This is a genomic window from Krasilnikovia sp. MM14-A1259, from assembly GCF_047159535.1.
Taxonomy (GTDB): Bacteria; Actinomycetota; Actinomycetes; order Mycobacteriales; family Micromonosporaceae; genus Actinoplanes.
The window spans coordinates 4,170,277-4,191,828 of the sequence record NZ_BAAGAJ010000002.1 but is presented as its reverse complement, the minus strand read 5'-3'; the positions used below and the strand labels follow the sequence as shown (position 1 = coordinate 4,191,828).

23 protein-coding genes are annotated in these 21,552 nt (G+C 71.2%); 12 read left to right on the top strand and 11 right to left on the bottom strand.

The genetic code is table 11. The annotated features are described in order from the left end of the window. Positions 1-1,075: 1,075 nt before the first annotated feature. Positions 1,076-1,372 carry a GroES family chaperonin gene (locus tag ACMCNK_RS18905; protein ID WP_412740911.1) on the bottom strand — a complete coding sequence of 99 codons (297 nt, stop codon included), beginning with the start codon at positions 1,370-1,372 and terminating at the stop codon, positions 1,076-1,078. Between the two features lie 178 nt (positions 1,373-1,550). Between ACMCNK_RS18905 and ACMCNK_RS18900 the strand changes: the two genes are divergently transcribed. Next, complete coding sequence (locus tag ACMCNK_RS18900; protein WP_412737723.1) at positions 1,551-2,816, top strand: AI-2E family transporter; 1,266 nt, start codon at positions 1,551-1,553, stop codon at positions 2,814-2,816. A gap of 9 nt (positions 2,817-2,825) precedes the next feature. On the opposite strand, the gene ACMCNK_RS18895 is transcribed toward ACMCNK_RS18900, so the two are convergent. Beyond that, on the bottom strand, positions 2,826-4,760 hold the full coding sequence (locus ACMCNK_RS18895) for an ATP-dependent DNA helicase (protein WP_412740910.1): 1,935 nt from the start codon (positions 4,758-4,760) through the stop codon (positions 2,826-2,828). A 156-nt stretch (positions 4,761-4,916) separates the two neighbouring features. Between ACMCNK_RS18895 and ACMCNK_RS18890 the strand changes: the two genes are divergently transcribed. From ACMCNK_RS18890 to ACMCNK_RS18875, 4 genes are all read left to right on the top strand, one after another. Beyond that, a complete protein-coding gene (locus tag ACMCNK_RS18890; protein ID WP_412737722.1) occupies positions 4,917-5,423 on the top strand; it encodes a DUF402 domain-containing protein in 507 nt (168 codons plus the stop codon). A gap of 146 nt (positions 5,424-5,569) precedes the next feature. Continuing rightward, the gene (locus ACMCNK_RS18885) at positions 5,570-6,550 is read left to right on the top strand and encodes a hypothetical protein (protein ID WP_412737721.1); all 981 of its coding nucleotides are present in this window, start codon (positions 5,570-5,572) and stop codon (positions 6,548-6,550) included. Positions 6,551-6,747: 197 nt separating this feature from the next. Then, entirely contained in the window at positions 6,748-7,374 is a 627-nt protein-coding gene (locus ACMCNK_RS18880; RefSeq protein ID WP_412737720.1) for a DUF47 domain-containing protein, read from the top strand. 3 nt (positions 7,375-7,377) lie between these two features. Then, positions 7,378-8,385, top strand: a complete 1,008-nt coding sequence (locus tag ACMCNK_RS18875; protein ID WP_412737719.1) for an inorganic phosphate transporter — start codon at positions 7,378-7,380, stop codon at positions 8,383-8,385. Here ACMCNK_RS18875 and ACMCNK_RS18870 read toward each other — a convergent pair. Then, positions 8,378-9,385, bottom strand: a complete 1,008-nt coding sequence (locus ACMCNK_RS18870; RefSeq protein ID WP_412737718.1) for a Gfo/Idh/MocA family protein — start codon at positions 9,383-9,385, stop codon at positions 8,378-8,380. The two genes, ACMCNK_RS18875 and ACMCNK_RS18870, sit on opposite strands and share 8 nt — an antisense overlap. Before the next feature lie 59 nt (positions 9,386-9,444). Here ACMCNK_RS18870 and ACMCNK_RS18865 point away from each other — a divergent pair, with 59 nt between their 5' ends. Further along, a complete protein-coding gene (locus ACMCNK_RS18865) occupies positions 9,445-10,224 on the top strand; it encodes an NUDIX hydrolase (RefSeq protein WP_412740909.1) in 780 nt (259 codons plus the stop codon). On the opposite strand, the gene pstB is transcribed toward ACMCNK_RS18865, so the two are convergent. From pstB to ACMCNK_RS18830, 7 genes are all read right to left on the bottom strand, one after another. Next, on the bottom strand, positions 10,205-10,981 hold the full coding sequence (gene pstB, locus ACMCNK_RS18860) for a phosphate ABC transporter ATP-binding protein PstB (RefSeq protein ID WP_412737717.1): 777 nt from the start codon (positions 10,979-10,981) through the stop codon (positions 10,205-10,207). The two genes, ACMCNK_RS18865 and pstB, sit on opposite strands and share 20 nt — an antisense overlap. A gap of 12 nt (positions 10,982-10,993) precedes the next feature. Continuing rightward, complete coding sequence (gene pstA / locus ACMCNK_RS18855; protein ID WP_412740908.1) at positions 10,994-12,043, bottom strand: phosphate ABC transporter permease PstA; 1,050 nt, start codon at positions 12,041-12,043, stop codon at positions 10,994-10,996. A 32-nt stretch (positions 12,044-12,075) separates the two neighbouring features. Beyond that, positions 12,076-12,252, bottom strand: a complete 177-nt coding sequence (locus ACMCNK_RS18850; protein ID WP_412737716.1) for a hypothetical protein — start codon at positions 12,250-12,252, stop codon at positions 12,076-12,078. Further along, positions 12,249-13,337, bottom strand: coding sequence for a phosphate ABC transporter permease subunit PstC (gene pstC / locus ACMCNK_RS18845; protein WP_412737715.1), 1,089 nt, complete (start codon positions 13,335-13,337; stop codon positions 12,249-12,251). Before pstC ends, ACMCNK_RS18850 begins: the two co-directional genes overlap by 4 nt. Positions 13,338-13,376: 39 nt before the next feature. Then, entirely contained in the window at positions 13,377-14,474 is a 1,098-nt protein-coding gene (gene pstS, locus ACMCNK_RS18840; RefSeq protein WP_412737714.1) for a phosphate ABC transporter substrate-binding protein PstS, read from the bottom strand. Between the two features lie 289 nt (positions 14,475-14,763). Beyond that, the gene (gene mshD / locus ACMCNK_RS18835; protein ID WP_412737713.1) at positions 14,764-15,699 is read right to left on the bottom strand and encodes a mycothiol synthase; all 936 of its coding nucleotides are present in this window, start codon (positions 15,697-15,699) and stop codon (positions 14,764-14,766) included. A 14-nt stretch (positions 15,700-15,713) separates the two neighbouring features. After that, entirely contained in the window at positions 15,714-16,436 is a 723-nt protein-coding gene (locus ACMCNK_RS18830) for a winged-helix domain-containing protein (protein WP_412737712.1), read from the bottom strand. A gap of 318 nt (positions 16,437-16,754) precedes the next feature. On the opposite strand from ACMCNK_RS18830, the gene ACMCNK_RS18825 reads away from it, so the two are divergent. The 6 genes from ACMCNK_RS18825 to ACMCNK_RS18800 all read left to right on the top strand — a co-directional run bounded on the left by ACMCNK_RS18825 (position 16,755) and on the right by ACMCNK_RS18800 (position 21,147). Beyond that, positions 16,755-17,795, top strand: coding sequence for a hypothetical protein (locus tag ACMCNK_RS18825; protein WP_412737711.1), 1,041 nt, complete (start codon positions 16,755-16,757; stop codon positions 17,793-17,795). Between the two features lie 160 nt (positions 17,796-17,955). Further along, positions 17,956-18,684, top strand: a complete 729-nt coding sequence (locus ACMCNK_RS18820) for a DUF2993 domain-containing protein (protein WP_412737710.1) — start codon at positions 17,956-17,958, stop codon at positions 18,682-18,684. 98 nt (positions 18,685-18,782) lie between these two features. Then, a complete protein-coding gene (locus ACMCNK_RS18815; RefSeq protein ID WP_364700138.1) occupies positions 18,783-18,860 on the top strand; it encodes an Ms5788A family Cys-rich leader peptide in 78 nt (25 codons plus the stop codon). A gap of 155 nt (positions 18,861-19,015) precedes the next feature. Further along, a complete protein-coding gene (locus ACMCNK_RS18810) occupies positions 19,016-19,864 on the top strand; it encodes a sulfurtransferase (RefSeq protein ID WP_412737709.1) in 849 nt (282 codons plus the stop codon). 3 nt (positions 19,865-19,867) lie between these two features. Continuing rightward, complete coding sequence (locus ACMCNK_RS18805; protein WP_412737708.1) at positions 19,868-20,197, top strand: DUF1416 domain-containing protein; 330 nt, start codon at positions 19,868-19,870, stop codon at positions 20,195-20,197. 86 nt (positions 20,198-20,283) lie between these two features. After that, complete coding sequence (locus ACMCNK_RS18800) at positions 20,284-21,147, top strand: hypothetical protein (protein WP_412737707.1); 864 nt, start codon at positions 20,284-20,286, stop codon at positions 21,145-21,147. A 2-nt stretch (positions 21,148-21,149) separates the two neighbouring features. On the opposite strand, the gene ACMCNK_RS18795 is transcribed toward ACMCNK_RS18800, so the two are convergent. Next, positions 21,150-21,512 (bottom strand): DsrE family protein, encoded by a 363-nt coding sequence (locus ACMCNK_RS18795; protein WP_412737706.1) that lies wholly within the window; start codon positions 21,510-21,512, stop codon positions 21,150-21,152. Between the last annotated feature and the right edge of the window lie 40 nt (positions 21,513-21,552).

The following is a 21,552-nucleotide window of genomic DNA, read 5'->3' as shown; positions in this document are numbered from 1 at the left end:
GCCTCTGGATCCCCTGCGTACGGTGGCCCGGCCACGGGTGGCCCGGCCTATGGTGGCCCGGCTTCGGGTGGCCCTGCGTACGGTGGCCCCGCCCCAGGTGGGCCCGCCTCGGGTGGCCCCGCCTATGGCGCTCCCGTCTACGGTGTCCCAGGCTCAGGTGGCCCCGCCTACGGTGGCCCGGCATACGGTGGCCCCGCCTCGGGGGGGCCCGCCTCGGGTGGCCCCGCCTATGGCGCTCCCGTCTACGGTGGCCCAGCCTCAGGTGGCCCCGCCTACGGGGCTCCCGGTTACAGCGGCCCCGCCTACGGTGCTCCCGGTTACAGCGGTTCCGGCCACGGCGCTCCCGGCCATGGGTCCGACGCCGTTCACGGCGCTCAGCCCGGGCATGCGCCGTTCCCGACTTCGGGTCTGCCGGGCCCCGCCGCACCGCCGCATACCGGTGGTCCGGCCGGTTCCGCAGAGCCCGATATCGGCGCCCAGCCGACATTTGGCGCTCAACCCACATACGGAGCCTCGCCGGCCTATGGCGCGCAGCCGAAACATGGTGCCCTGCCGGGCTCAGATTTCCGGCCCGGTGGCGAGGGAGAATCTGCGCCCGGTCCACATGCGAGCCGCGGCGAGGCACCGACCGCGGGTTCAGCCCCGGAATTCACGGCGGCGCCGACGCCGAGCGCGGACGACCCTGCTCAGACGGCCGAGCCGTCGTCCGAAGCCGGTGCGGACGGTTCGCAGCCGAAGTCGTAGCAGGCCGTCCCGGCGCCACGTCGCCCACACCGGTGCGGACAGCCGGCGAGTCGGGACGACCACGACGATCCGGCCTGCCCGTACATCGGTCGGTGCGACAACTGCGGCGATCACGGGGAAGATTTCCCGTGATCGGACATGGTGCCAGGGCAGCCAGCGATCCATTCCTGGATCAGACCTGTAGCGCACGGAACCAGCCACCGGCGCCGCTACGTCGAGGCTCCCGAGCCGACGACGTGACACCCGCTCGGCCCGCGCAGGCGGCGCGGCTGACCAGTTCCTCATCGTGGCGGCCGGCGTCGGCCGCGGCGGCCGCGGGCGCGCCGGGTGGTCAGAGATACAGGCCCGTGCCGTCGGACTCGACCCGGCTGGCGGCCACGGCGTGCACGTCACGCTCGCGGAGCATCACGTACGTTTTTCCGTGCAGCTCGACCTCCGAGCGGTCGTCGGGGTCGAACAGGACGCGGTCGCCGGTGACGATGGAGCGCACGTTGGGCCCGACCCCGACGGCGACCGCCCACGACAGGCGGCGGCCCATCGACGCGGTTGCGGGGATGACGATGCCGGCTGTCGATCGGCGCTCGCCCTCGCCGCCGTCGAGACGGACGAGGACGCGGTCGTGCAGCATCCGGATCGGCAGACCGGTGTCGGTGGTGGTGTCGGCGCTCACGAGCAGACGGTACGCCCGCCCGTCATCGGCCCTGGCCTGGGCCTGCGGATCGGTGGATTCTGCAGCCGAGTCGGGACGCTCATGCGGACTGCGACTACGGTGGATATCGCGTGACAACGGCGAGGGGGGTCGGCGGTTGAGCCGGTTGCAGCGGGTCCGGCAGAACCTGCGAAAGGCATACGAGACGGGCCGTGAGTCCGTGCGGGCGGCACGCACCGAGCAGAACGAGGACACGGACGTCGACCGGAACGACCAGTTCCTGATCCCGGCGCCGGTGGTGCAGGTCGATCAGCAGTCGACGACGAGCCGTGACGACATCGAGGTGCCGCATTCGCTGCGGATCGCCGCGGCCTGGTCGTGGCGGCTCATCGTGGTGGGCGTGATCGGGTGGGCCCTGCTGCGGTTCATCGGGATCATCAGCATCGTCGTCATCCCGTTGGCCATCGCGCTCCTGCTGTCCGCGCTGCTGGCGCCCGCGGTCGGCTGGCTGCTGCGCATGCGGCTGCCGCGGTCGCTGGCCACGTTCCTGGTGCTGATCTGCGGTATCGCCGCGGTGGCGGGCACGCTGACGCTGGTGATCAACCAGTTCGTCGACGGGCTGCCGGAGCTGACGAGCCGGGCCAGCGACGGCATACGCCAGATCCAGGACTGGGCGCGGACCGGACCGCTGCACCTGTCGGACAAGCAGGTGGACCAGGCGATCAACTCCGCCCAGAATTGGATCAACTCCAACACCTCGTCACTGACCGAGACCGGGTTCGCCACCGCGGCCACCCTCTTCGAGCTGGTCACCGGCATGCTGCTGGTGCTGTTCGCGACGTTCTTCTTCCTCCGGGACGGCCGCAAGATCTGGTATTTCATCGTCCGGTTGTTCCCGGTCAATGCCCGGTGGAGCCTGTCCGACGCGGGTGACGCGTCGTGGGTGACGCTGGGGGCGTACGTGCGGGCGACCGTACTCGTGGCCTTCATCGACGCGGTCGGCATCGGGATCGCTTTGCTGATCCTGCACGTGCCGTTCCCGTTCCCGTTGGCGGCGCTCGTGTTCCTGGGCGCGTTCATCCCGATCGTGGGGGCGACCACATCGGGCGCCGTGGCCGTGCTGGTGGCACTCGTATCCCGGGGCTGGGTGATCGCGCTCATCCTGCTGGGCGCGGTGATCCTCGTGCAGCAGCTGGAGGGGCACGTCCTGCAGCCGCTCATCATGGGCCGGGCCGTGGCGATCCACCCGCTCGTGGTCATCATCGGCATCGCCTCGGGTGTCGTGCTGGCGGGCATCATCGGCGCGTTGGTCGCTGTGCCGCTGATCGCGGTGCTCAACACCGGCGTACGCCGGCTGGCCCGGGGCCGTCCCGAAGGCCCCCTCGAAGCGGTCCCGGACGACCCCGTCCCCGCCACCCCATAGCTGGGGCGCCTACGTCGCGGCGAGCCGTTGCAGTGCGCCGATCGCCGCCTCGGGGCGGGTCGTGTACCAGAACGGGGGCAGGGAGCCGCGCAGGAAGGCGCCGTACCCGCGGGCGGTCTCCAGCCGGGAGTCGAGCACGGCCACGACCCCCTTGTCGCCGGTGGAGCGGATCAGCCGGCCCACGCCCTGGGCCAGCCGGATGGCCGCGATGGGGACGCTGACCGCGGCGAAGCCGGAGCCACCGGCCGCGTCGACCGCGGCCGCGCGGGCCGCCGCGAGGGGTTCGTCGGGGCGCGGGAACGGCAGCCGGTCGATGACCACGAGCTGGCACGCGTCGCCGGGCACGTCGACGCCCTGCCACAGTGACATGACCCCGAACAGACAGCTGGCGCGGTCCTCCCGGAACTTGCGGACCAGGATCGGCAGCGACTCGTCGCCCTGCAACAGCACGGGCAGGTCGGTACGCGCGCGGACCAGCTCGGCGGCCTGGGCGGCGGCGCGGCGGGAGGAGAACAATCCCAGGGCACGCCCGCCCAGCGCGGTCACCAGCTTGAGCAGTTCCTCGCCCGCGGCCGCGGGCAGGCCTGAGGCGGCGGGACGGGGCAGGTGCGCGGCCACATACAGAATGCCCTGCTTGGGGTAGTCGAACGGGGAACCGACGTCGAGGGAGCTCCAACCGTCCCCGGAGGTGGGGGCGGCGGCCCGGCCGGATCGCTGCTCGGGGACCGCTGCCGCGTCGCCGCCGGCGCTGGGCAGTGGCAGGCCGAGCGCGCGGGCCACGGTGTCGAAGCGCCCGCCCAGCGTCAGCGTGGCCGAGGTCGCCACGACCGTCCGGTCGGTGTAGAGACTGCCCGCCAGCGTGCCCGCAACCGACAACGGGGCCACCACCAGCGCGCGCCGTCCAGCGCCCACCTCGGACTTCTCGACCCAGGCCACGTCGTGCGCGGCCTGTTCCAGAAGCCGCTGGGCCGTCGTGGACAGCTCGTCCAACGTGGCCTTCGCCTGCTGCTTGCGGACCGGGTCGGGGTCGTCGCCCTTGACGTCGCCGATCGCCTCCAGTGCCGATCGGGTGGACGCGTCGATGAGTGTCACCGCGTGGTGCAGCAGGGGTGGCAGCCCGTCCGTGAGCCGGCCGGCGGGGGCCTCGCCGAGCCCGGCCGCGAGAGCATCCCCCGCCTCCGCGATGGCCTCACCGGCCGCCGGGGTGATCAGAGGGCGGGCGCGCCGGCCGGCCCGCTCGACGGCCTCCGCAGTCAGCTCGGCCTGGGCCGCTGAGGAGACCCGGTCGGCGAGCTCGTGTGCCTCGTCGACGACGAGCAGTTTGTGCGGCGGGACGATGTGGCGCCCGGCCAGCATGTCCACCGCGAGCAGGCTGTGGTTGGTGACCACGATGTCGGCCTCGCGGGCGCGGGCGCGGGAGGCCTCCGCGAAGCAGTCCGCGCCGTACGGGCAGCGGGCGGCGCCGACGCAGTCGCGGGCGGGCATCGACACCTGCCGCCACGCGGTGTCGTCGACGCCGGGGTCGAGCTCGTCGCGGTCGCCGGTGGTGGTCTTGTTCGACCAGTCGCGCAACCGCTGGATCTGCTTGCCCAGGCGGCCCGCCTCGCCGAGCCAGCGCTGCCGCGGCGGGTCGTCGAACAGCGTGTCGGCGGGCTCCTCCTCGTCGGCGTGCTCCAGCTTGGCCATGCACAGGTAGTGGTGGCGCCCTTTGAGCACGGCGAACGTGGGGCGGCGCCGCAGCAGCGGGGTGACCGCTTCGGCCAAACGGGGCAGGTCGTGCTCGACGAGCTGGTTCTGCAGCGCGAGGGTGGCGGTGGACACGACCACCGGGCCGTCGACCAGAAGCGCCGGAGTCAGGTACGCCAGCGACTTGCCCGTCCCCGTACCGGCCTGGACCAGCAGGTGCTCGGAGTCGGCGACGGCGCGCTCGATGGCCGTCGCCATGGCTTCCTGGCCGGGGCGGGTGGCCCCGCCGGGCACGGCCCCGACCGCGGCGGCGAGGAGTTGGGTGGCGGTGGCCGGGGAGCGGGTGGCGGCGGGCACGACGAAGACCGTACCCGCCGCCACCGACGAAACCCGCACACCGTTAGGGTGCCAAGCATGCCGAGCGAGACGGTCCGGGTGGTGTACACCAAGTACGACGGTTCGGCCCACCGTGACTATCCGGCGCGCCGTCTCAGTGAGGACGACCTGGGCATCTGGGTCGGCGTGCCCCGGGGCACCGCCTCGGTCTACCACGGGCGGCCGTCGGTCGAGCAGATCCCGTTCGTGCTGTTGATCCCGCGTGATTCCTGGTGGACCGCGATGTTCAACCCGCCGCCGCGCACCAGCGAGGTGTATTGCGACATCACCACTCCCGCCCGGTGGGAGGGCGACACGGTGCACATCATCGACCTCGATCTGGACGTGGTGCGCCGGCGGGAGTCGGGGCTGGTCGAGTTGCGCGACGAGGACGAGTTCGAGGAGCACCGGGTGCATTTCGGCTACCCGGAGGACGTGGTCGTCGAGGCGCAGGCCGCGGCGGAGCGGCTGCTGGTCGCGCTCGGCGACGGGACGGAGCCGTTCGCCGCGGCGTACCGGAAATGGCTGTCCGCGGTCGTCGAGTGACCGCCGCCGCGCCCGCCTGAACCCCGCGGACCATGACGTCACCAGGGAAAACTCGCCAAGATTTACCCGGGTGGCGGTGTCACCTGTGTCACAGTGGTCCGAGCGATAAGTACGTTTAGTCCTATTCGCGTGGCGGGGACGGGGGCGTGACGGTGGCGGGGGACATCTCGACGATCGCGGGTGGCGTGGCGGGGGTAGCCGGTGCGGTGGGCGCGGTCTCGGTCGGCTTCTCACTGCTCCGCCATCCACAGCCGTACCTGCCGTGGGGGCACGCGATCATCCGCCCGCAGGACACCGACCCGTTGCCGGCGGTGCTGCGCCGCGGCCTGGCCGGGCTCAGTATCCCGGTACGCCCCGGCCCGCACGGCGAGCTGTTCCTCGGCCGCGGCGCCCCGCAACCCGGACGCACGTTGCGCCGGCTCGTCCTGTCGCCGCTGTTCGTCCGGGCCAAGGCCGGTGCGGGCCGCCTGCGCCCGGATCAGCGGCTGCCGTTCCGGCTGGTGGTGGAGTTCGTCGGGCCGCAACGGGACACCGAGACGCTGCTGCGGGCGTTCCGGATGCTGGACCGGCAGCTCCGCGACCACGCCTCGCTGCTGAGCCGGTGCGTGGACGGCGTGCTGGAGCCGGGCGCCGTGACCGTGGCCGTGTCCGGGATCGTGGACGTCCGCGAACTGCTTGCGGCCCAGCCGATCCGGTACGCGTTCGCCGACGGCACGTTCGACGACATCGGCACCCGGGCGGCCCCGCCGTCGCTGGTGCCGATGATCAGTGAGCAGTGGTCGCGGCGGTTCGGCTGGGACGGCCGGGAACTGATCTCGGCCGAGGAGCGGCACCTGCTGCACGCCATGGTGCGCGCGGCGCACGAGGACGGCCGCCTGGTCCGCATCTCCGGACTGGCCGAGGGTCCGCGCCGGGCGCGGCGGGCGATCTGGGCCGAACTGTGCGCGGCCGGGGTGGACGTGATCGCGGACACCGACCAGGTGGGGCTGATCCGGCACCTGCGCCAGTGCCCGGTGAGTCAGCCGGCGTCCCCGCCGGCCGAGGCGGCCAGGCCGGCGCGCCGTACGGCGCCCGCCCCGCACCCCGCACCCCACCCCGCGTCGGCAGATGCCGTACCGCGGGTCTGAACCGTGTCGGCCCGGTGCCGGCGGACCCATCCATGGGCGGCGATAGTGAACATCAGATGAATTGCGGTTGAACTGCACCCGAGCTGGGGTAGGCGGGGTCCATGTAGAGATCGCCGTTACCTAGCATTCCCCCGGAGTTCGCCGTGCCCGCCGCGGCGGGATCCGTACCTGCCCACCCGTCCCGCGAGGTTCGCGCCGTGAAGTTCTCCTTCCGCCCCACCGAGGGCGCCTTCTACGACCTCTTCACCAAGGCCGCGCAGAATCTGGTGCGGGGCACCGAACTGCTCAACGAGCTGGCGCTGCCGGATGCCGACGTGCAGTCCGTCAGCGAACGGCTGACCGATGTCGAGCACGACAGCGACCAGATCACCCACGATCTGTACAAGAAGATCAACTCCACGTTCGTCACGCCGTTCGATCGGGAGGACATCTACTCCCTCGGCTCGCAGCTCGACGACGTCATGGACCACCTCGAAGCGGTCGGCAACCTGCTCTACCTGTACGGCCTCACCGCGCTGCCGTCGCTGCCGCGGGAGATGCACGAGCTGGTCCACGTGCTCGACCAGCAGGCCAAGTTGACCGCCGAGGCGATGCCCCGGCTGCGCGCTCTGAAAGATCTCGAGGAGTACACGATCGAGATCAACCGCCTTGAGAATGACGGCGACCGGGCCTACCGGATGCTGCTGGTCCGGCTGTTCTCGGGCGAGTACGACGCGCTCACCGTGCTGAAGATGAAGGAGGTCGCCGACGAGTTGGAAGCGGCCTGCGACGCGTTCGAGCACGTGGCGAACACCATCGAGACGATCATGGTCAAGGAGTCGTAGGCCTTGTCCGCTGAGCTCCTCGCCGTGCTCGCGGTGATCACTGCCGCGATGGTCTTCGACTACACCAACGGTTTCCACGACGCGGCCAACGCCATCGCCACCAGCGTCAGCACCCGGGCTCTGACCCCCCGGGTCGCGCTGGCCATGGCCGCTATCGGCAACTTCGTCGGCGCCCATTGGGGTGGCCGGGTGGCAAAGACGGTGGGCGAGGGCATCGTCCATCTGCCCCCCGGCGTGGCCAGCCTCGGCGTCGTCTTCGCTGGCGTCCTGGGCGCCATCGCGTGGAACCTCATCACGTGGTACTTCGGCTTGCCGTCGTCGTCCTCACACGCGCTGTTCGGCGGGCTGGTCGGCGCGACCCTGTTCGCCGCCGGTGGGGTCGTCGAGTGGGCGAGCATCACCCAGAAGGTCCTCATCCCGATGGTGCTGTCGCCGGTCGTCGGTCTGGCCCTGGGCTTCGCCGTCATGCTGGCGATCCTGTGGGGCTTCCGGCGCGGTCACCCCGGCCGCCTGAACCGGGGTTTCCGTCACGCGCAGACGGTGTCGGCGGCCGCCATGTCGATCGGACACGGCATGCAGGACGCGGCCAAGACGATGGGCATCATCGTGCTCGCGCTGTACACCGGCGGATACCAGGACAGCCCCACCCACATTCCGACGTGGGTCTATTACACGTCGGCGACGATGTTGGCACTCGGCACCTACGCGGGTGGTTGGCGGATCATCCGCACGCTTGGTCGCAAGATCATCGATCTGGGGCCGCCGGAAGGCTTCGCGGCCGAAACCGTCGCCAGCTCCGTGCTGTATTTCAACGCGCTCGTCCTGGGTGCGCCGATCTCGACGACCCACACCATCACCTCGGCCATCATGGGTGTGGGCGCCACGAAGCGGCTCAGCGCCGTGCGCTGGAACGTGGCCGGCAACATCGTGATCGCCTGGGTCATCACGTTCCCAGCGGCGGGCGGAATCGCCTGCCTCGCCTACTTCCTGGTCCGGCCGTTGTTCAGCTGAGCGCCGCGTACGGGTCCGGCTCGTACGTCACGCCGATCTGCGCGCGGACCGCGTCCAGCAGGTTCATGATCTCCATGGTGGCGGTCTGCGGCACGAGTGGGCTCTCCAACTCCCCGGCGGCCAGGCACCGCTGCACCTCGGCCGCCTCGTACTGGTAGCCGTGCCCCGGGAACGGCAGCTCGACGGTCTCCGCGCGGCCGTCGCGGTGCAGCACGAACGAGCGCGGCACGTAGAACTCCGGCGGCAGGTCGATGCGGCCCCGCGTGCCGGTGATCGAGGCGGCGTTGCGGGTGGCGCCGCCGATGCCGCACGTGAGGGCGGCGACCGCGCCCGAGGCGTACCCGAGCAGCATCCCGGTGTTCTCGTCCACCCCCTCCGGGGTGAGCCGTGCCCACGACTGCACCGATTCCGGGGTGCCCAGGATGAGGTGCGCCAGGTGCAGCGGGTACACCCCGAGGTCCAGTGCGGCGCCGCCGCCCAGCCGCGGGTTGCGCAGCCGGTGCCCGGTCGGGAACGGCCCGGCCAGCCCGAAGTCGGCGTGCACCGCGGTCACCTCGCCGATCGCGCCCTCCGCGACCAGTTCCGCGACCCGGCGGATCGCCGGGTTGCAGCGCATCCACATGGCCTCCATCAGGAACAGCCCGCGCGTGCGCGCCTCGTGGACCAGGTGCGTGGAGGACGCCAGGTCCAAGGTCAGCGGCTTCTCGCAGAGCACCGCCTTGCCGGCGGCCAGGCACGTCTGGGCGGCCGCGTGGTGCATGGCGTGCGGTGTCGCCACGTACACGACGTCGACCTCGTCGTCCGCGGCCAGCTCGGCCCACGAGCCGTGGGCCCGGGCGAACCCGTGCCGCCGGGCGAACGCGGTGGCGGTCTCGGGCCGGCGGGAGCCCACCGCGGCCAACTCCGCACCCGCCACCAGCGCAAGGTCGGAAGCGAACGTGGCGGCGATCGCGCCCGTGCCCAGGATCCCCCAGCGGACCGGCGACACGTGCTTGGTCATGATCGCCACGGTATCGCTCACGGCACCATCGGTGGCACGATCGGACCGTGACCAATCCGATGTCGTTGCCGGAGGCGCTCGCGCGCCGGGCGCGCGAGTTCCACGGCACCCCGGTCCCGCCGCGTCCCGCAGCCACCGTCGCGCTCCTGCACCCCGAAACCCTTCAGGTGTACGTGCTGCGCCGGCGCAGCACGATGGCTTTCGGCGGGATGTACGCGTTCCCCGGTGGCGGGGTGTCCTCGGACGACCGCCCGCAGACGCTGCGCGACGACTGGGCGGCCCGGCTAGGGGTGCCCGACGAGCAGGCCCATGCGGTCGTCGGCGCCGCCGCCCGGGAGCTGTTCGAGGAGGCCGGGGTACTGCTGGCCGGCCGGGCCGAGCAGCCGGACCACACGATCGGCAACGTGGGCGGGCAGGACTGGGAGGACGACCGGGCCCAGGTGGTGGCCCGGCAGCTCTCCATGAGCGAGCTGCTGGCCCGCCGCGGGCTGCGGCTGCGCGACGACCTGCTGTTGCCGTGGGCGCGGTGGATCACGCCGGAGTTCGAGCCCCGGCGGTTCGACACCTGGTTCTTCGTGGCGCTGCTGCCCGCGGGGCAGATCGCCCGCGACGTGTCCGGCGAGGCCGACAGCACCGCGTGGATCCGCCCGGCGGACGCGGACGAGCTGACGATGCTGCCGCCGACCCGCGTGCTGCTGGACGAGCTGAGCGCGTACGCGAGCGCGGACGAGGTTGTTGCCGCGTCCGCGCACCGCAACGCCGCCGCCCCCGTGATGCCTCGTGTGGAGGTGTCCGAGGACGGCGGCGTCACCGTGACGATCAGCCGAAACGACCCGTGATGTAGTCCTCGGTCTTCCGCTCACTCGGGTTGCTGAAGATCTTCTGCGTGTCGTCGTACTCGATGAGCCGGCCGGGGTCCCCGGTCTTCTCGATCGAGAAGAACCCGGTCTTGTCGCTGACCCGGGCGGCCTGCTGCATGTTGTGCGTGACGATGATGATCGTGAAGCGGTCCTTCAGCTTGAACATCAGGTCCTCGATCGCCAGCGTCGAGATCGGGTCGAGCGCCGAGCAGGGCTCGTCCATGAGCACGACCTGCGGCTCGACCGCGATCGTCCGGGCGATGCAGAGCCGCTGCTGCTGACCGCCGGACAGGCCCGCGCCGGGCCGGCCCAGCCGGTCCTTGACCTCGTCCCACAGGTTCGCCGACCGCAGCGACTGCTCCGCGGAATCGTCCAGCAGGGACTTCTTGCGGACGCCGTTGAGCTTCAGCCCCGCCACCACGTTCTCGTAGATGGACATGGTGGGGAACGGGTTCGGCCGCTGGAACACCATGCCGATCATGCGGCGGACCGCGGTGACATCCACGTCGGGGTCGTAGATGTTCTGGTCGTCGATGGTGAGCCGGCCCTCGATCCGGGCGTTCGGCAGCACCTCGTGCATGCGGTTGATCGACCGCAGGAACGTCGACTTGCCGCAGCCGGACGGCCCGATCAGGGCGGTGATCGTCTTCGGCTCGACCGTCATGGAGACGTTGTCGATCGCCTTGAACGATCCGTAGTACGACGAGACGTTGTGCGCCTCGATGCGCTTGGCCATGGGGGACACCTCTTATCGCGTCAACTGGTTGCGACGGGCGAGCAGCTTTGCCGCGATCGTCAGGACGAGGACCAGGGCGACCAGCGTCAGTGCTGCCGTCCAGGCTCTGGCGGGTGCGTACTTGGAGGCGTCGCCGGCCTGCTGGAAAACGAACAGCGACAGGGACATCTGGTTGCCGCTGAACGGGTTGAAGTTGATCGCCGAGGCGCCGCCCGCGACCAGCAGCACCGGCGCGGTCTCACCGGCGGCCCGGGCGATGGCCAGCATGACACCGGTGACGATGCCCGGCAGCGCGGTCGGCAGGACGATCTTGATGATCGTCTTCCACTGCGGTACGCCGAGGGCGTACGAGCCCTCCCGCAGCGGCCCCGGAACGAGCCGCAGCATCTCCTCCGTGGACCGCACGATCGTCGGCAGCATCAGCACGGCCAGTGCCAGCGCAGCCGCGAAGCCCGAGTACTCCGGCCGGCCGTCGTTGAACCACGGGCTGACGATGAGCACCCAGAACGACAGGATGAACAGACCGGCCACGATGGACGGGATGCCCGTCATCACGTCGACGAAGAAGCGTACGGTCAGCGCGAACCGGCCCCGGCCGTACTCGACCAGGTAGATCGCGCCCAGCACGCCCAGCGGCACGGCCAGCAGGGTGGCGATGCCCACCTGCTCCAACGTGCCGACGATCGCGTGGTACGCGCCGCCGCCCGGGTCGCGCGCGCCGATGTTGTTCATCGACGTGGTGAAGAACGTGGCGTCCAGCCGCTCGGCGCCCTTGGAGATGAGCGTCCACACCACGGACGCCAGCGGCAGCACCGCCAGCAGGCACGCGGAGTAGATGAGCGTCTTCCACATCCGGTCCCGCGCGGCGCGTTTGCCCTCCACGCGTCCCGCCGTGAACAGGAGCCCGGCGAGGTAGAGCGCGAGGCCCAGGACCGCCACCAGAACCCAGCCGCCGATGTCCAGGCCCAGCACGACGATCGACGCGACCGCGAGGGCGCCTACCGCGACCCCCAGGTTCGCGCCGAGCGACAGTCGCTGCGACCGAATGTTGTCCGGCGTCATCCCGACGCCGGCAGTCTCACGCTCCATCAGACTCATGCTCGGCTTCCTTCCGGCATGTCCTCGCGGCCCTCGCTTCGCTCGGTGCACTCGGTCATGCTGTGCTGGCCGGGCATGTCCTCGCGGCCCTCGCTTCGCTCGGTGCACTCGGTCATGCTGTGCTGGCCGGGCATGTCCTCGCGGCCCTCGCTTCGCTCGGTGCACTCGGTCATGCCGCACTGTCCCGGAACTCGCGGCGGCGGTAGATGATCGCCCGGGCCGCCATGTTGACCACGAGGGTGATGGCGAACAGCACAAGGCCGGAGGCGATCAGCGCCCCGCGGCCGGTCTCGTTGGCCTCGCCGAACGTGTTGGCGATGTTCGCAGCGATGCTGTTGCCGCCGTTCTCGATGATGTTGAAGGAGATCCCGAAGACGCTGCCGAGCGTCAGGGCCAGGGCGATCGTCTCGCCGAGCGCGCGACCCAGGCCGAGCATGACCGCGGCGATGATGCCGGGCCGGCCGTACGGAAGCACCGCGGTCCGCACCATCTCCCACTTGGTCGCGCCCAGTGCCAGCGCCGCCTCCTCGTTCATGCCGGGTGTCTGCTGGAACACCTCACGCGAGATGGAGGTGATGATCGGCAGCACCATGATCGCCAGCACGAGGCTGCCGAGCAGGATCGAGTAGCCGAACGGCCCTTCCCCGTCGAACAGGGGCAGCCAGCCGAAGTAGTGGTTGAGCCACACCGAGAGTTCGCGCACCGGCTCCACGAAGAAGTCGCGGCCCCACAGGCCGAAGACGACACTGGGCACGGCCGCCAGCAGGTCGACGACGAAGCCGAGCGGGTTGGCCAGGCGCTTCGGTGCGTAGTGCGACAGGAACAGCGCGATGCCCAGCGCCACGGGCACCGCCACGATCAAGGCGATGATCGAGGTCAGCAGCGTCCCGAAGGCCAGGGCAGCGATACCGAACTTGGGTTGGGTCTCGTTCGGGAACCACTTCTGGTACGTGAAGAAGTCCTCGGTGTTGGCCTGCAGTGCCGGCACGGCCTTGGCGATCAGGAAGATCGCGATGGCGACGATGATGACCAGCACCATCGCGCCGGAAGCGGTACTGAGGCCGCGGAAACCGCTCTCCAACGAGAAACGGGCCTTGCGGGGGAGCGCGCCGCCACCGCCGAGAGGCGTACGGCCGCCGCTGGGGACGTCGTCGGGGGGGACTGGCGAAACGCCGTTGCCGGCGGGCCGGGCGTGGCGTCCTGCCACACGCGACCCGCCGGCGCCGAGGTTCGCCGAGCCGGAGGGGTACTCACCCATCTGCTGCTCGCTGTCGTCTCGGAGGGACGCTAGGTCGTATCAGGCGATGGCTGCGACCGAGGCCGAAACCTTGGTACGCATGGTCTCGGGCAGCGGCCCGTAGCCCAGCTCGGCCAGGGCCCCCTGGCCACCGGTGCTGGAGGTGTAGGTCAGGAAGCCCTTGATGGCCGCGGCCTTGGGGCTGCCCTTGCTGCACACGATCTCGTACGTCACCAGGACGATCGGGTACGCCCCGGCCGTGGTGGTGCTGTAGTCGATGTCCAGCTTGAGGTCGTTGCCCGTGCCGGCCACCTTGGCGCCCTCGATGGTCTTGCCCGCGCTCTCGGGGGTCAGCTCGGTGTACTCACCCGCGCCGTTCTTGATCTTCGCCTTCTTCAGGTCGCTGTTCTCGGCGAAGGACAGCTCGACGTAGCTGATCGTGCCGGGCGTGCTCTTGACGCGAGCCGCCACACCGTCGGACTTGGCCGCGCCGGTGCCGCCCGGGGCCTTCCATGCCTTGGCGTTGCCGTACGTCCAGTCGGACGGAGCGGTCTTGCTCAGGTACTTGGTGAAGTTGTCCGTCGTGCCGGACTCGTCAGAGCGGTGGACCGTCTCGATGGTGGTCGCCGGCAGCTGAGCGCCGCTGTTCTCGGCGGCGATCGCCGGGTCGTTCCACTTGGTGACCTTGCCGGAGAAGATCTTGGCGATGGTGCTCGAGGACAGCTGCAGGTTGTCGACGCCGTCCAAGTTGTACACGACGGCGATCGGGCCCACCAGCATCGGCAGGTTGAGCGCCTGGCCGCCGGCGCACTTGGCGTCCGCCTGCGGCTGCTCCTCCGGCTTGAGCGCGGAGTCGGAGCCGGCGAAGTCCGCCGTACCGGAGATGAACGCCTGGATGCCGGCGCCGGAACCGGTGCCCTGGTAGTTGATCTTCGCGTTGGAGCACTGACCCTGGTAGGTCTTGATCCACTCGTCCATCGCGTTCTTCTGCGCTGTCGAACCCTGCGCCGTCAAATCGCCCGCGGCGCAGTTCTGGGCCGCGGCGGAAGCGCCACCGCCCGACGGCGACGCCGTGTTGTTGTCCGAACCACACGCGACCAGGGAAAGGGTCGCGGTCAAAGCAATACCGGCCAGCAGGCCAGACCGCTGGAGCTTCACGTTTTCTCCTCGAGTGGATTGCCGGGCTCCATCGGCCCGGCAAGCCGGTCTCACCGGCCCACTCGGAAAGCTAGGAGGGTCAGATGACCTGTTCCCCGGTCGCAAGTGAACCTGCGGTGAACAGGTCGACCCCGTGAGGTGGCCGAGGACTGAGGGCGAGTTGTCCGTTACGTGAACCGAGGGTCAGGAGACCGAAATGTCGGATCTCCGGACACCCCTGAGACGGCGCCGTGACATACGCTTGACCGTTCTGTTATCGCCACCGGTGCGAACCCGGTCGGCCGGGCGCTCAGACGATCTTCTGGTAACCGACGTCCGCGGCGAAGACCGTGAACCCCAGTCTGCGGTACAACGCCACCGCAGCCGCATTGGACTCGTCGACGTAGAGCATGGCCTGCTGCACCCCGTGCAGCGCCAGATGCTGCAGCCCAGCCACGCTGAGCGCGGCGCCCAGCCCACGCTGGTGCACGTCCGGGTCGACGCCGAGCACGTAGATTTCCCCCATTCGAGGGACGTCGCCGGTCGCCGGATGCACCTTCGTCCAGTGGAAACCCATCAGGGTGTCGCCGACGTCGACGGCCAGCAGGAAACCCTCCGGCTCGAACCACGGCTCGGCCATCCGCAGCCGCAGGTCCGCCTCGGTCCACCGGCCCTGCTCCGGATGGTCGGCGAACGCGCGGGCATTGAGCCGCAACCAGAGCTCGTCGTCGAAACCGGGCCGGAAATGACGCACGGTCACCCCGGCCGGCAGCGGCACCTCCGGCAGCGGCTCGGTCAGCGGTCGGCGCATCTGCCACAGCACCCGGGCCCGAGCGAACCCGGCACCCTCGGCGAACGCGCGCGCCCCGGCGCCGTCCCCGTGCGCCCACACGCTCAGCGTGGCCCCCGCCGCCACCTCGGCCGCGGCCGCCGCCAGCAGCGCGGTGCCGTGCCCGCCACGCCGGTGACGGGGATGCACCACCAGCTCACCGGCGGGCGCCGCCGGGTCGGACCGGTCCAGGCAGGCGTATCCGGCCAGGCCGTCCTCCGCGAAAGACAACAGGTGTGCGCGCGCAGCGCCCGATTCTGTCGGCTCGTCGGGGGTGTGGCGCACCGCGAGCACGGTGTCCTCGGCGAGCGGGAAGACGCCGTCCGCCGCGGCAGACGCGTCGGCGACCGCCAGTACCGCGGCGATCTCCTCGCCGGTGAGCCGGTCCGCGCGCCGGACCGGCCGCACCGTCGTCATGGGTCAGCGTTCCCTCAGACCGGCAGCGAGACCGGCTCATTGTCGGGCAGCTGGCGCCCGGCCGGCGGCACCACGAACTTGTACCCGACCTGACGCACCGTACCGATCATCGCCTCGTACTCCGCGCCGAGCTTGGCGCGCAGGCGCCGGACGTGCACGTCCACGGTCCGCGTGCCGCCGAAGTAGTCGTAGCCCCACACCTCGCGCAGCAACTGGTCGCGCGTGAACACCCGGCCGGGGTGCTGGGCCAGGAATTTCAACAGCTCGAACTCCTTGTACGTGAGGTCGAGCGGGCGGCCCTTGAGCTTCGCGGCGTACGTGTCCGGGTCGATGTTGAGCTCGCCGGCCCGGATCGAGCCGCCGGTGCCCGCGGTGGCGTTGGTCAACCGGCCGACGCTCAGGCGCAGCCGCGCCTCGACCTCCGCGGGTCCGGCGCTGGCGAGGATGACGTCGTCGACACCCCAGTCGGCGTTCAGCGCGATGAGGCCGGCCTCGGTGACCACCGCGATCAGCGGCACCCCCAGCCCGGTCGCGTGCAGCATGCGGCACGTGGCCCGGGCCTCCGACAACTCCGAGCGGGCGTCGACCAGAACGGCGTCGGGGCTCGGCCCGGACACCAGCGTGCGTACGTCCCGAGGCGCGGTGCGCACCGAGTGGGGGAGCAGGTCCAGCGCGGGAAGCACAGCCGGGGCCTCGCCCGCACGTGCCGTCACCAACAGAAGGATCTCCACACTCACCTCCGTCCTCGCGGCACGCGGCCGCATGGGTGACCCGGTGTGCGTACTCAACGCGGCGCGACCGGTGGAGATGCGCAGACCGGGAGGATCGGTCCCCGGCATCACCGACGGGTGGGCTGGGCTCACCTTAACCGACGGACGGGCACGAAGTCCCTGGTCGCGTTGTCGAGTGATGCAAGGAACCCGACGGGGTTGACCGAAAGGATGACAGGCAACGAGCCGTTCGATGGAGGCGTGCTCCCGGTCCGACCGGTCGTGGTTTCGCGGCGCCCGGTCGCCGGATGACCCGGGTACACGTGGTCTGGCACCATCGCAGGCGTGTTTCCCACCAGGCCGCAGCGCGGCGACTTCACCCCGGTGCCGCAGGGCGGCGACCGCGACCCGTGGGACGCGGATCTCTCCCGGGAGATCCCGCGTCTCGCGCCGCGCCGGGCGCCGGGCGTGTTCGGTGCCGTCCAGGACCCGGAGCCGCCGGTGCGCGCCGAGGCGGCGGCCGACGCCGACGCCGACGAGCCGGAAGAGGCCGAAGTCGTCGAGGTCCGGCGGCAGCTGTCGCTGGCCATCGCCGGTTTCGCCGCGCTGCTGGCCATCGGCCTGATCATCGGTGCGCAGAGCTCCGGGCCGGATGCCCGCGTCCCGTACGCGATCGTGATCTTCGGGGTGCAGCTGTTGTTCGTGCTGGCCTGGACGATGGCGATCCGCCCGCCCGCCTCCGCGGCCGTGGGGGTGATCTGCGCCGTGGTCGCGGGCGTGGCCGACTACGCGGCCGTCACCACCGACGAGCCCGCGCTGGGCCCGATGTGGCTGGCCATGTCGGGTGGCCTGGTGGCCGCCGTGATCGCCCAGCTGCTCAGCCGGGCGGGCTGGCAGCGGGTGAAGGACTCGCTCGGCCCCACCCTGATGATCATGGCGGGCGTGGTCGCGTACTCCACGCTGCTTGTGCTAACCCGCAAACCCATCGGCACCCAGACCGTCCTGGTCTGCCTGGCGGCGGCGGGCGTCGCGCTGGTCGTGGCGCGGGCGACCGACGCCGGGTACGCCAAGCCCCGGCTGGCCCCGCAGGTGCCGCGCGGCGCTGCCGGCATCGTGCTCGGCGCCATGCTCGGCACCCTCGCCGCCGCGGCCCTGGGCAGCGTGCTCGTGCTGCCGTTCGACCCCGCCAAGGGTGCGGTGCTGGGCCTGATCACGGCCGCCTTCGCCGTGCTGGTCGACCTTGCCGTGAACTACTCTGAGGCCGGGCGCAGCATGGCCGGAGACGTGCCGACATTCTGGCTGGCCCGCCACATGCAGGGGCCGCTCGGTGCTTTCGCGGTCGCCGCGCCCGCCGCGTACACCCTGGCGGCGTTCTTCCTGTCCTGACCGGGGTAATGCATCTGCGGCGTTCGTTCGAGCGTATCGATCCGGTGGCGTCCGCCCGGTACGGTCCTGAAGGTCCGCGCCAACGGTCGACCGAGGAGGACATGTGGCCCAGGTGTACGAGCCGACGCGACCTCGCAAGCGCTGGGGTAGGCGTGTGCTCGTGACACTGGCCGTGCTGCTGGCGATCCTCGCCGCCGGGCTGTTCGTGGCCGACCGGGCCGCCGCGGCGTTCGCGGAACGGGTCATCGCCGAGCGGGTCGCGCAGCAGGTCGCCGCCAAGGGCGCGCGGTGCGACCACCCGGACGTCACGGTCGCGGGCATCCCGTTCCTGACCCAGGTCACCTCGGGCCACTACGAGGAGACCAGGATCGCGCTGAAGAACTTCTCCGGGCCCGCGGGCAACGGCCGGACGGTCCACGTGCCGGTGCTCGACGTCCGCGCGACCGACGTGCGCGCCCCGCTGGACACCGTGCGCAGCGGGCACGGCGACATCTTCGCCGGGACGGTCACCGGCACCGGCACGGTCGACTACGCGCAGGTCGCAGCGCTCATCAACCAGCCCGGACTGGTCCTTTCCGAGCACGACGGCAAGCTCGTCGGCACCGCCCCGGTGCAGCTGCTCGGCCGCACGTTCCAGGCCACCGCCACGGCCGATCTCCAGGTCGTCGACGGTACGGTCCGGGTCCAGTTCTCCGACGTGACCGCGGCGGGGTTGCCCGACATCCCGCTGGTCCGCACGTTCATCGACGCGTACGTCAAGCAGCTCTCGGTCGCACTCAAGGTGCCCGAGCTGCCACTCGGCCTGACCGTGGAGAACGTGGAGGTGCGCCCGGACGGGCTGGAGTTCACCGCCAGCGCCCACGACGTCCCGCTCACCGGTGGCAAGTGACCTGAGCTGCACGAACGCCGGGCTGTGACGGCCGCCTCCGTCCCGGATCGTGGTCGGATGTGTTCCGCGCCGTGGACCCGCTGGTAGGGTCCGTTCCCATGAGCCTGTTGCTCACCAAACGGCGCGCGGTCGACCTGTGTCGCGTGGCCGCCTGCCTGTGTCGCCCCGTCCTCTGACGGGGCCACCCGAGCTGCGCAGGTTCTAACGCCCGGCAGTGGCGCCGTCGCACCAACCCCGTGATCCGTTTTCGCTGAAATGGGTCCCGCGCGGGTGCGGCCGAAATTCCCCCGCGCGTCGACTCACCCATCCCACCCGACAAAGGGAGTAAACGATGAGTCGCGACACCGCGCTCGTCTCTGCCGACTGGGCCGAGAAGAACCTCGAAACCCCGGGAGTCGTGTTCGTCGAGGTCGACGAGGACACCACCGCGTACGACGGTGGGCACATCCCGGGCGCCGTCAAGCTGGACTGGAAGAAGGACCTGCAGGACCCGGTCCGCCGCGACTTCGTCAACCAGGAGCAGTTCTCCGCGCTGCTCTCGGCGCGCGGGATCGCCAACGACGACACCGTGATCCTGTACGGCGGCAACAACAACTGGTTCGCCGCGTACGCGTACTGGTACTTCAAGCTGTACGGCCACGGCGACGTGAAGCTGCTCGACGGCGGCCGCAAGAAGTGGGAACTGGACGCCCGCCCGTACGCCACGGACGTGCCGAGCCGCGCCGCCACGGCGTACCAGGCCAAGGCCCCCGACCTGTCCATCCGGGCGTTCCGCGACGAGGTCGTGCCGGCCATCGGCGTGCAGAACCTGGTCGACGTGCGCAGCCCCGACGAGTACGCGGGCCGGCTGCTGGCCCCCGCGCACCTGCCGCAGGAGCAGTCGCAGCGCGCGGGACACATCCCCACCGCGATCAGCGTGCCGTGGAGCAAGGCGGCCAACGAGGACGGCACGTTCAAGTCCGACGAAGACCTGGCCAAGCTGTACGCCGCGGCCGGGCTGGAGGACGGCAAGGACACCATCGCGTACTGCCGGATCGGCGAGCGCTCCTCGCACACCTGGTTCGTGCTCAAGGAGCTGCTCGGCCGCGCGAACGTGAAGAACTACGACGGATCCTGGACCGAGTACGGCTCGCTCATCGGCGTGCCGATCGCTCTCGGCGACGAGCCCGGAAAGGCCTGACCCATGACCTCTCCCGCCAACACCGCAGCCGGGTGCGCCGCCCCGGACCAGTCCGCCCCCATCCCGGCGAGCGTCGACCTGGAGAAGGAGACCGTCATCACCGGTGCGGTGCGCACCGCCGACGGTGAGGCCGTGGCCGGCGCGTACGTCCGGCTGCTCGACTCCTCCGGCGAGTTCACCGCCGAGGTGGTCACCTCCCCGGAGGGGGTCTTCCGGTTCTTCGCCGCGCCCGGCGCGTGGACCCTGCGGGCCCTTTCCCGGCACGGCAACGGTGACCTCGCCGTCGACGTCGCCCGCGGCGTCAACGAGGTCGGCCTGACCGTCGCCGCCTGACCCACGCTCTGTTGCCGCGGGGGCGGGACCCGATTTCGGGTCCCGCCCCCGCACACGTATGCGGACCCGCATGCCACCATGGCGGCGTGACCCTGCCGGCGTACCCCCCTGCCGCGCCGCCGCCCGCCACCCGGCCGCCGCGCCGCCCCTGGCTACGGGCGGTCGCCGCCGCGTGGGCGGTGCTGCTCGCCGGCCTCGTCGTGTGGTCCGTGCGGCACGACCCGCCGACCGTGCCCGAGCAGCGCGACATCGCCCACGCGCTGCCGTTCCTGGACGCCGCGGCGGGCGCCCTGGTCGCCGCGGCCGACGGCGACGGGCGGGCCGTGGTCCTGCACTCCACGCAGTTCTCCCGGGACTGCCACGTCACCCCGGTACGCCCCGGGGTCGAGGCGGTCCGCGAGGTCACCCTGCGGGTGCGCGCCGACGGGGCCGCCCCGGCCCTCGACGCGGTCGCCAAGGCACTGCCCGCCGGGTATCACGCCCAGGTGCACCGTAGTTCCACCGGCAACCGCCTGGAGCTGTACGCCGACGCGGGCGGGTTCGTGGCGATCGAGGCCCGTACCCCGGGCGACGCCACGGTCGTCACGCTGCGCGCGTCGACCGGCTGCCGCCCGCTCGCGCACGGGGTGAACCTGAACCCCACCGACCCGCCGGTGTCCGAGCCAACCCCGCCGTACGCGGCTGCGGTGCGCGCGGTGGGGCCGGCCGATACCGCGGCGGGGACGGTGACCGAGGTCGCCTGCCCGGACGGCGGCACCGCACGTACCGTGACCAGCGGTCCCGTGCCGGCGCCCGGGGATCTGGAACGGGCGCTGCAGCCGGTGACGGCCGGGGCTCACCTGGTGCAGGCCGAGCCGCAGGCGTGGGCGTGGCGTACGGGCGGGACGTCCGTGGTGGTGACCGTCTCGGACGGCACCGCCCGGGTCAGCACCACCACCGGGTGCGGCTGAGTTCAGTACACGAGGGCCTGCGCACCCTCGCCCATGATCTCCTCGACGAACACCGCGGCCCCGGCGATCCGCACCCCGGGCAGCACGTCCTCCGGGGTGATGCCGCGCCGGGCGGCGCACTGGGTGCATGCGGTGACCCGGCCGTTCTCCAGCAGCAGGCTCAGCAGGTCGGGCAGCGGCGCGGCGTGCGGCAGCTCGAACTGCTCCGCCCGGCCGGGCAGGGCGAACCAGGTCGACTCGCCGGTGAGCCAGAACGAGACATTCACCCCGGCCGCCGCGGCCGTGCTGGCCACGGTGAACGCCTGCGAGCAGCGTTCCGGGGCGTCGGCGCCGGCGGTTGCCTTGACCACGAGCAGGCGAGTCATGGCCGTCAGCCTAGGCGCGCCCGATGATGACTACGATGAC

Bases quoted from the DNA above. Each gene is read 5' to 3' on its own strand.
- mshD (WP_412737713.1), bottom strand. From the start codon at position 15,699: ATGACGACGGTGCGGCCGGTCCGGCGCGCGGACCGGCTCACCGGCGAG.
- pstB (WP_412737717.1), bottom strand. From the start codon at position 10,981: ATGGCCAAGCGCATCGAGGCGCACAACGTCTCGTCGTACTACGGATCG.
- ACMCNK_RS18795 (WP_412737706.1), bottom strand. From the start codon at position 21,512: ATGACTCGCCTGCTCGTGGTCAAGGCAACCGCCGGCGCCGACGCCCCG.
- ACMCNK_RS18895 (WP_412740910.1), bottom strand. From the start codon at position 4,760: ATGGCGACGGCCATCGAGCGCGCCGTCGCCGACTCCGAGCACCTGCTG.
- ACMCNK_RS18870 (WP_412737718.1), bottom strand. From the start codon at position 9,385: ATGACCAAGCACGTGTCGCCGGTCCGCTGGGGGATCCTGGGCACGGGC.
- ACMCNK_RS18905 (WP_412740911.1), bottom strand. From the start codon at position 1,372: ATGCTGCACGACCGCGTCCTCGTCCGTCTCGACGGCGGCGAGGGCGAG.
- ACMCNK_RS18805 (WP_412737708.1), top strand. From the start codon at position 19,868: ATGACCTCTCCCGCCAACACCGCAGCCGGGTGCGCCGCCCCGGACCAG.
- ACMCNK_RS18865 (WP_412740909.1), top strand. From the start codon at position 9,445: ATGTCGTTGCCGGAGGCGCTCGCGCGCCGGGCGCGCGAGTTCCACGGC.
- ACMCNK_RS18890 (WP_412737722.1), top strand. From the start codon at position 4,917: ATGCCGAGCGAGACGGTCCGGGTGGTGTACACCAAGTACGACGGTTCG.
- ACMCNK_RS18850 (WP_412737716.1), bottom strand. From the start codon at position 12,252: ATGACCGAGTGCACCGAGCGAAGCGAGGGCCGCGAGGACATGCCCGGC.
- pstC (WP_412737715.1), bottom strand. From the start codon at position 13,337: ATGGGTGAGTACCCCTCCGGCTCGGCGAACCTCGGCGCCGGCGGGTCG.
- ACMCNK_RS18815 (WP_364700138.1), top strand. From the start codon at position 18,783: ATGAGCCTGTTGCTCACCAAACGGCGCGCGGTCGACCTGTGTCGCGTG.
- ACMCNK_RS18810 (WP_412737709.1), top strand. From the start codon at position 19,016: ATGAGTCGCGACACCGCGCTCGTCTCTGCCGACTGGGCCGAGAAGAAC.
- pstA (WP_412740908.1), bottom strand. From the start codon at position 12,043: ATGACGCCGGACAACATTCGGTCGCAGCGACTGTCGCTCGGCGCGAAC.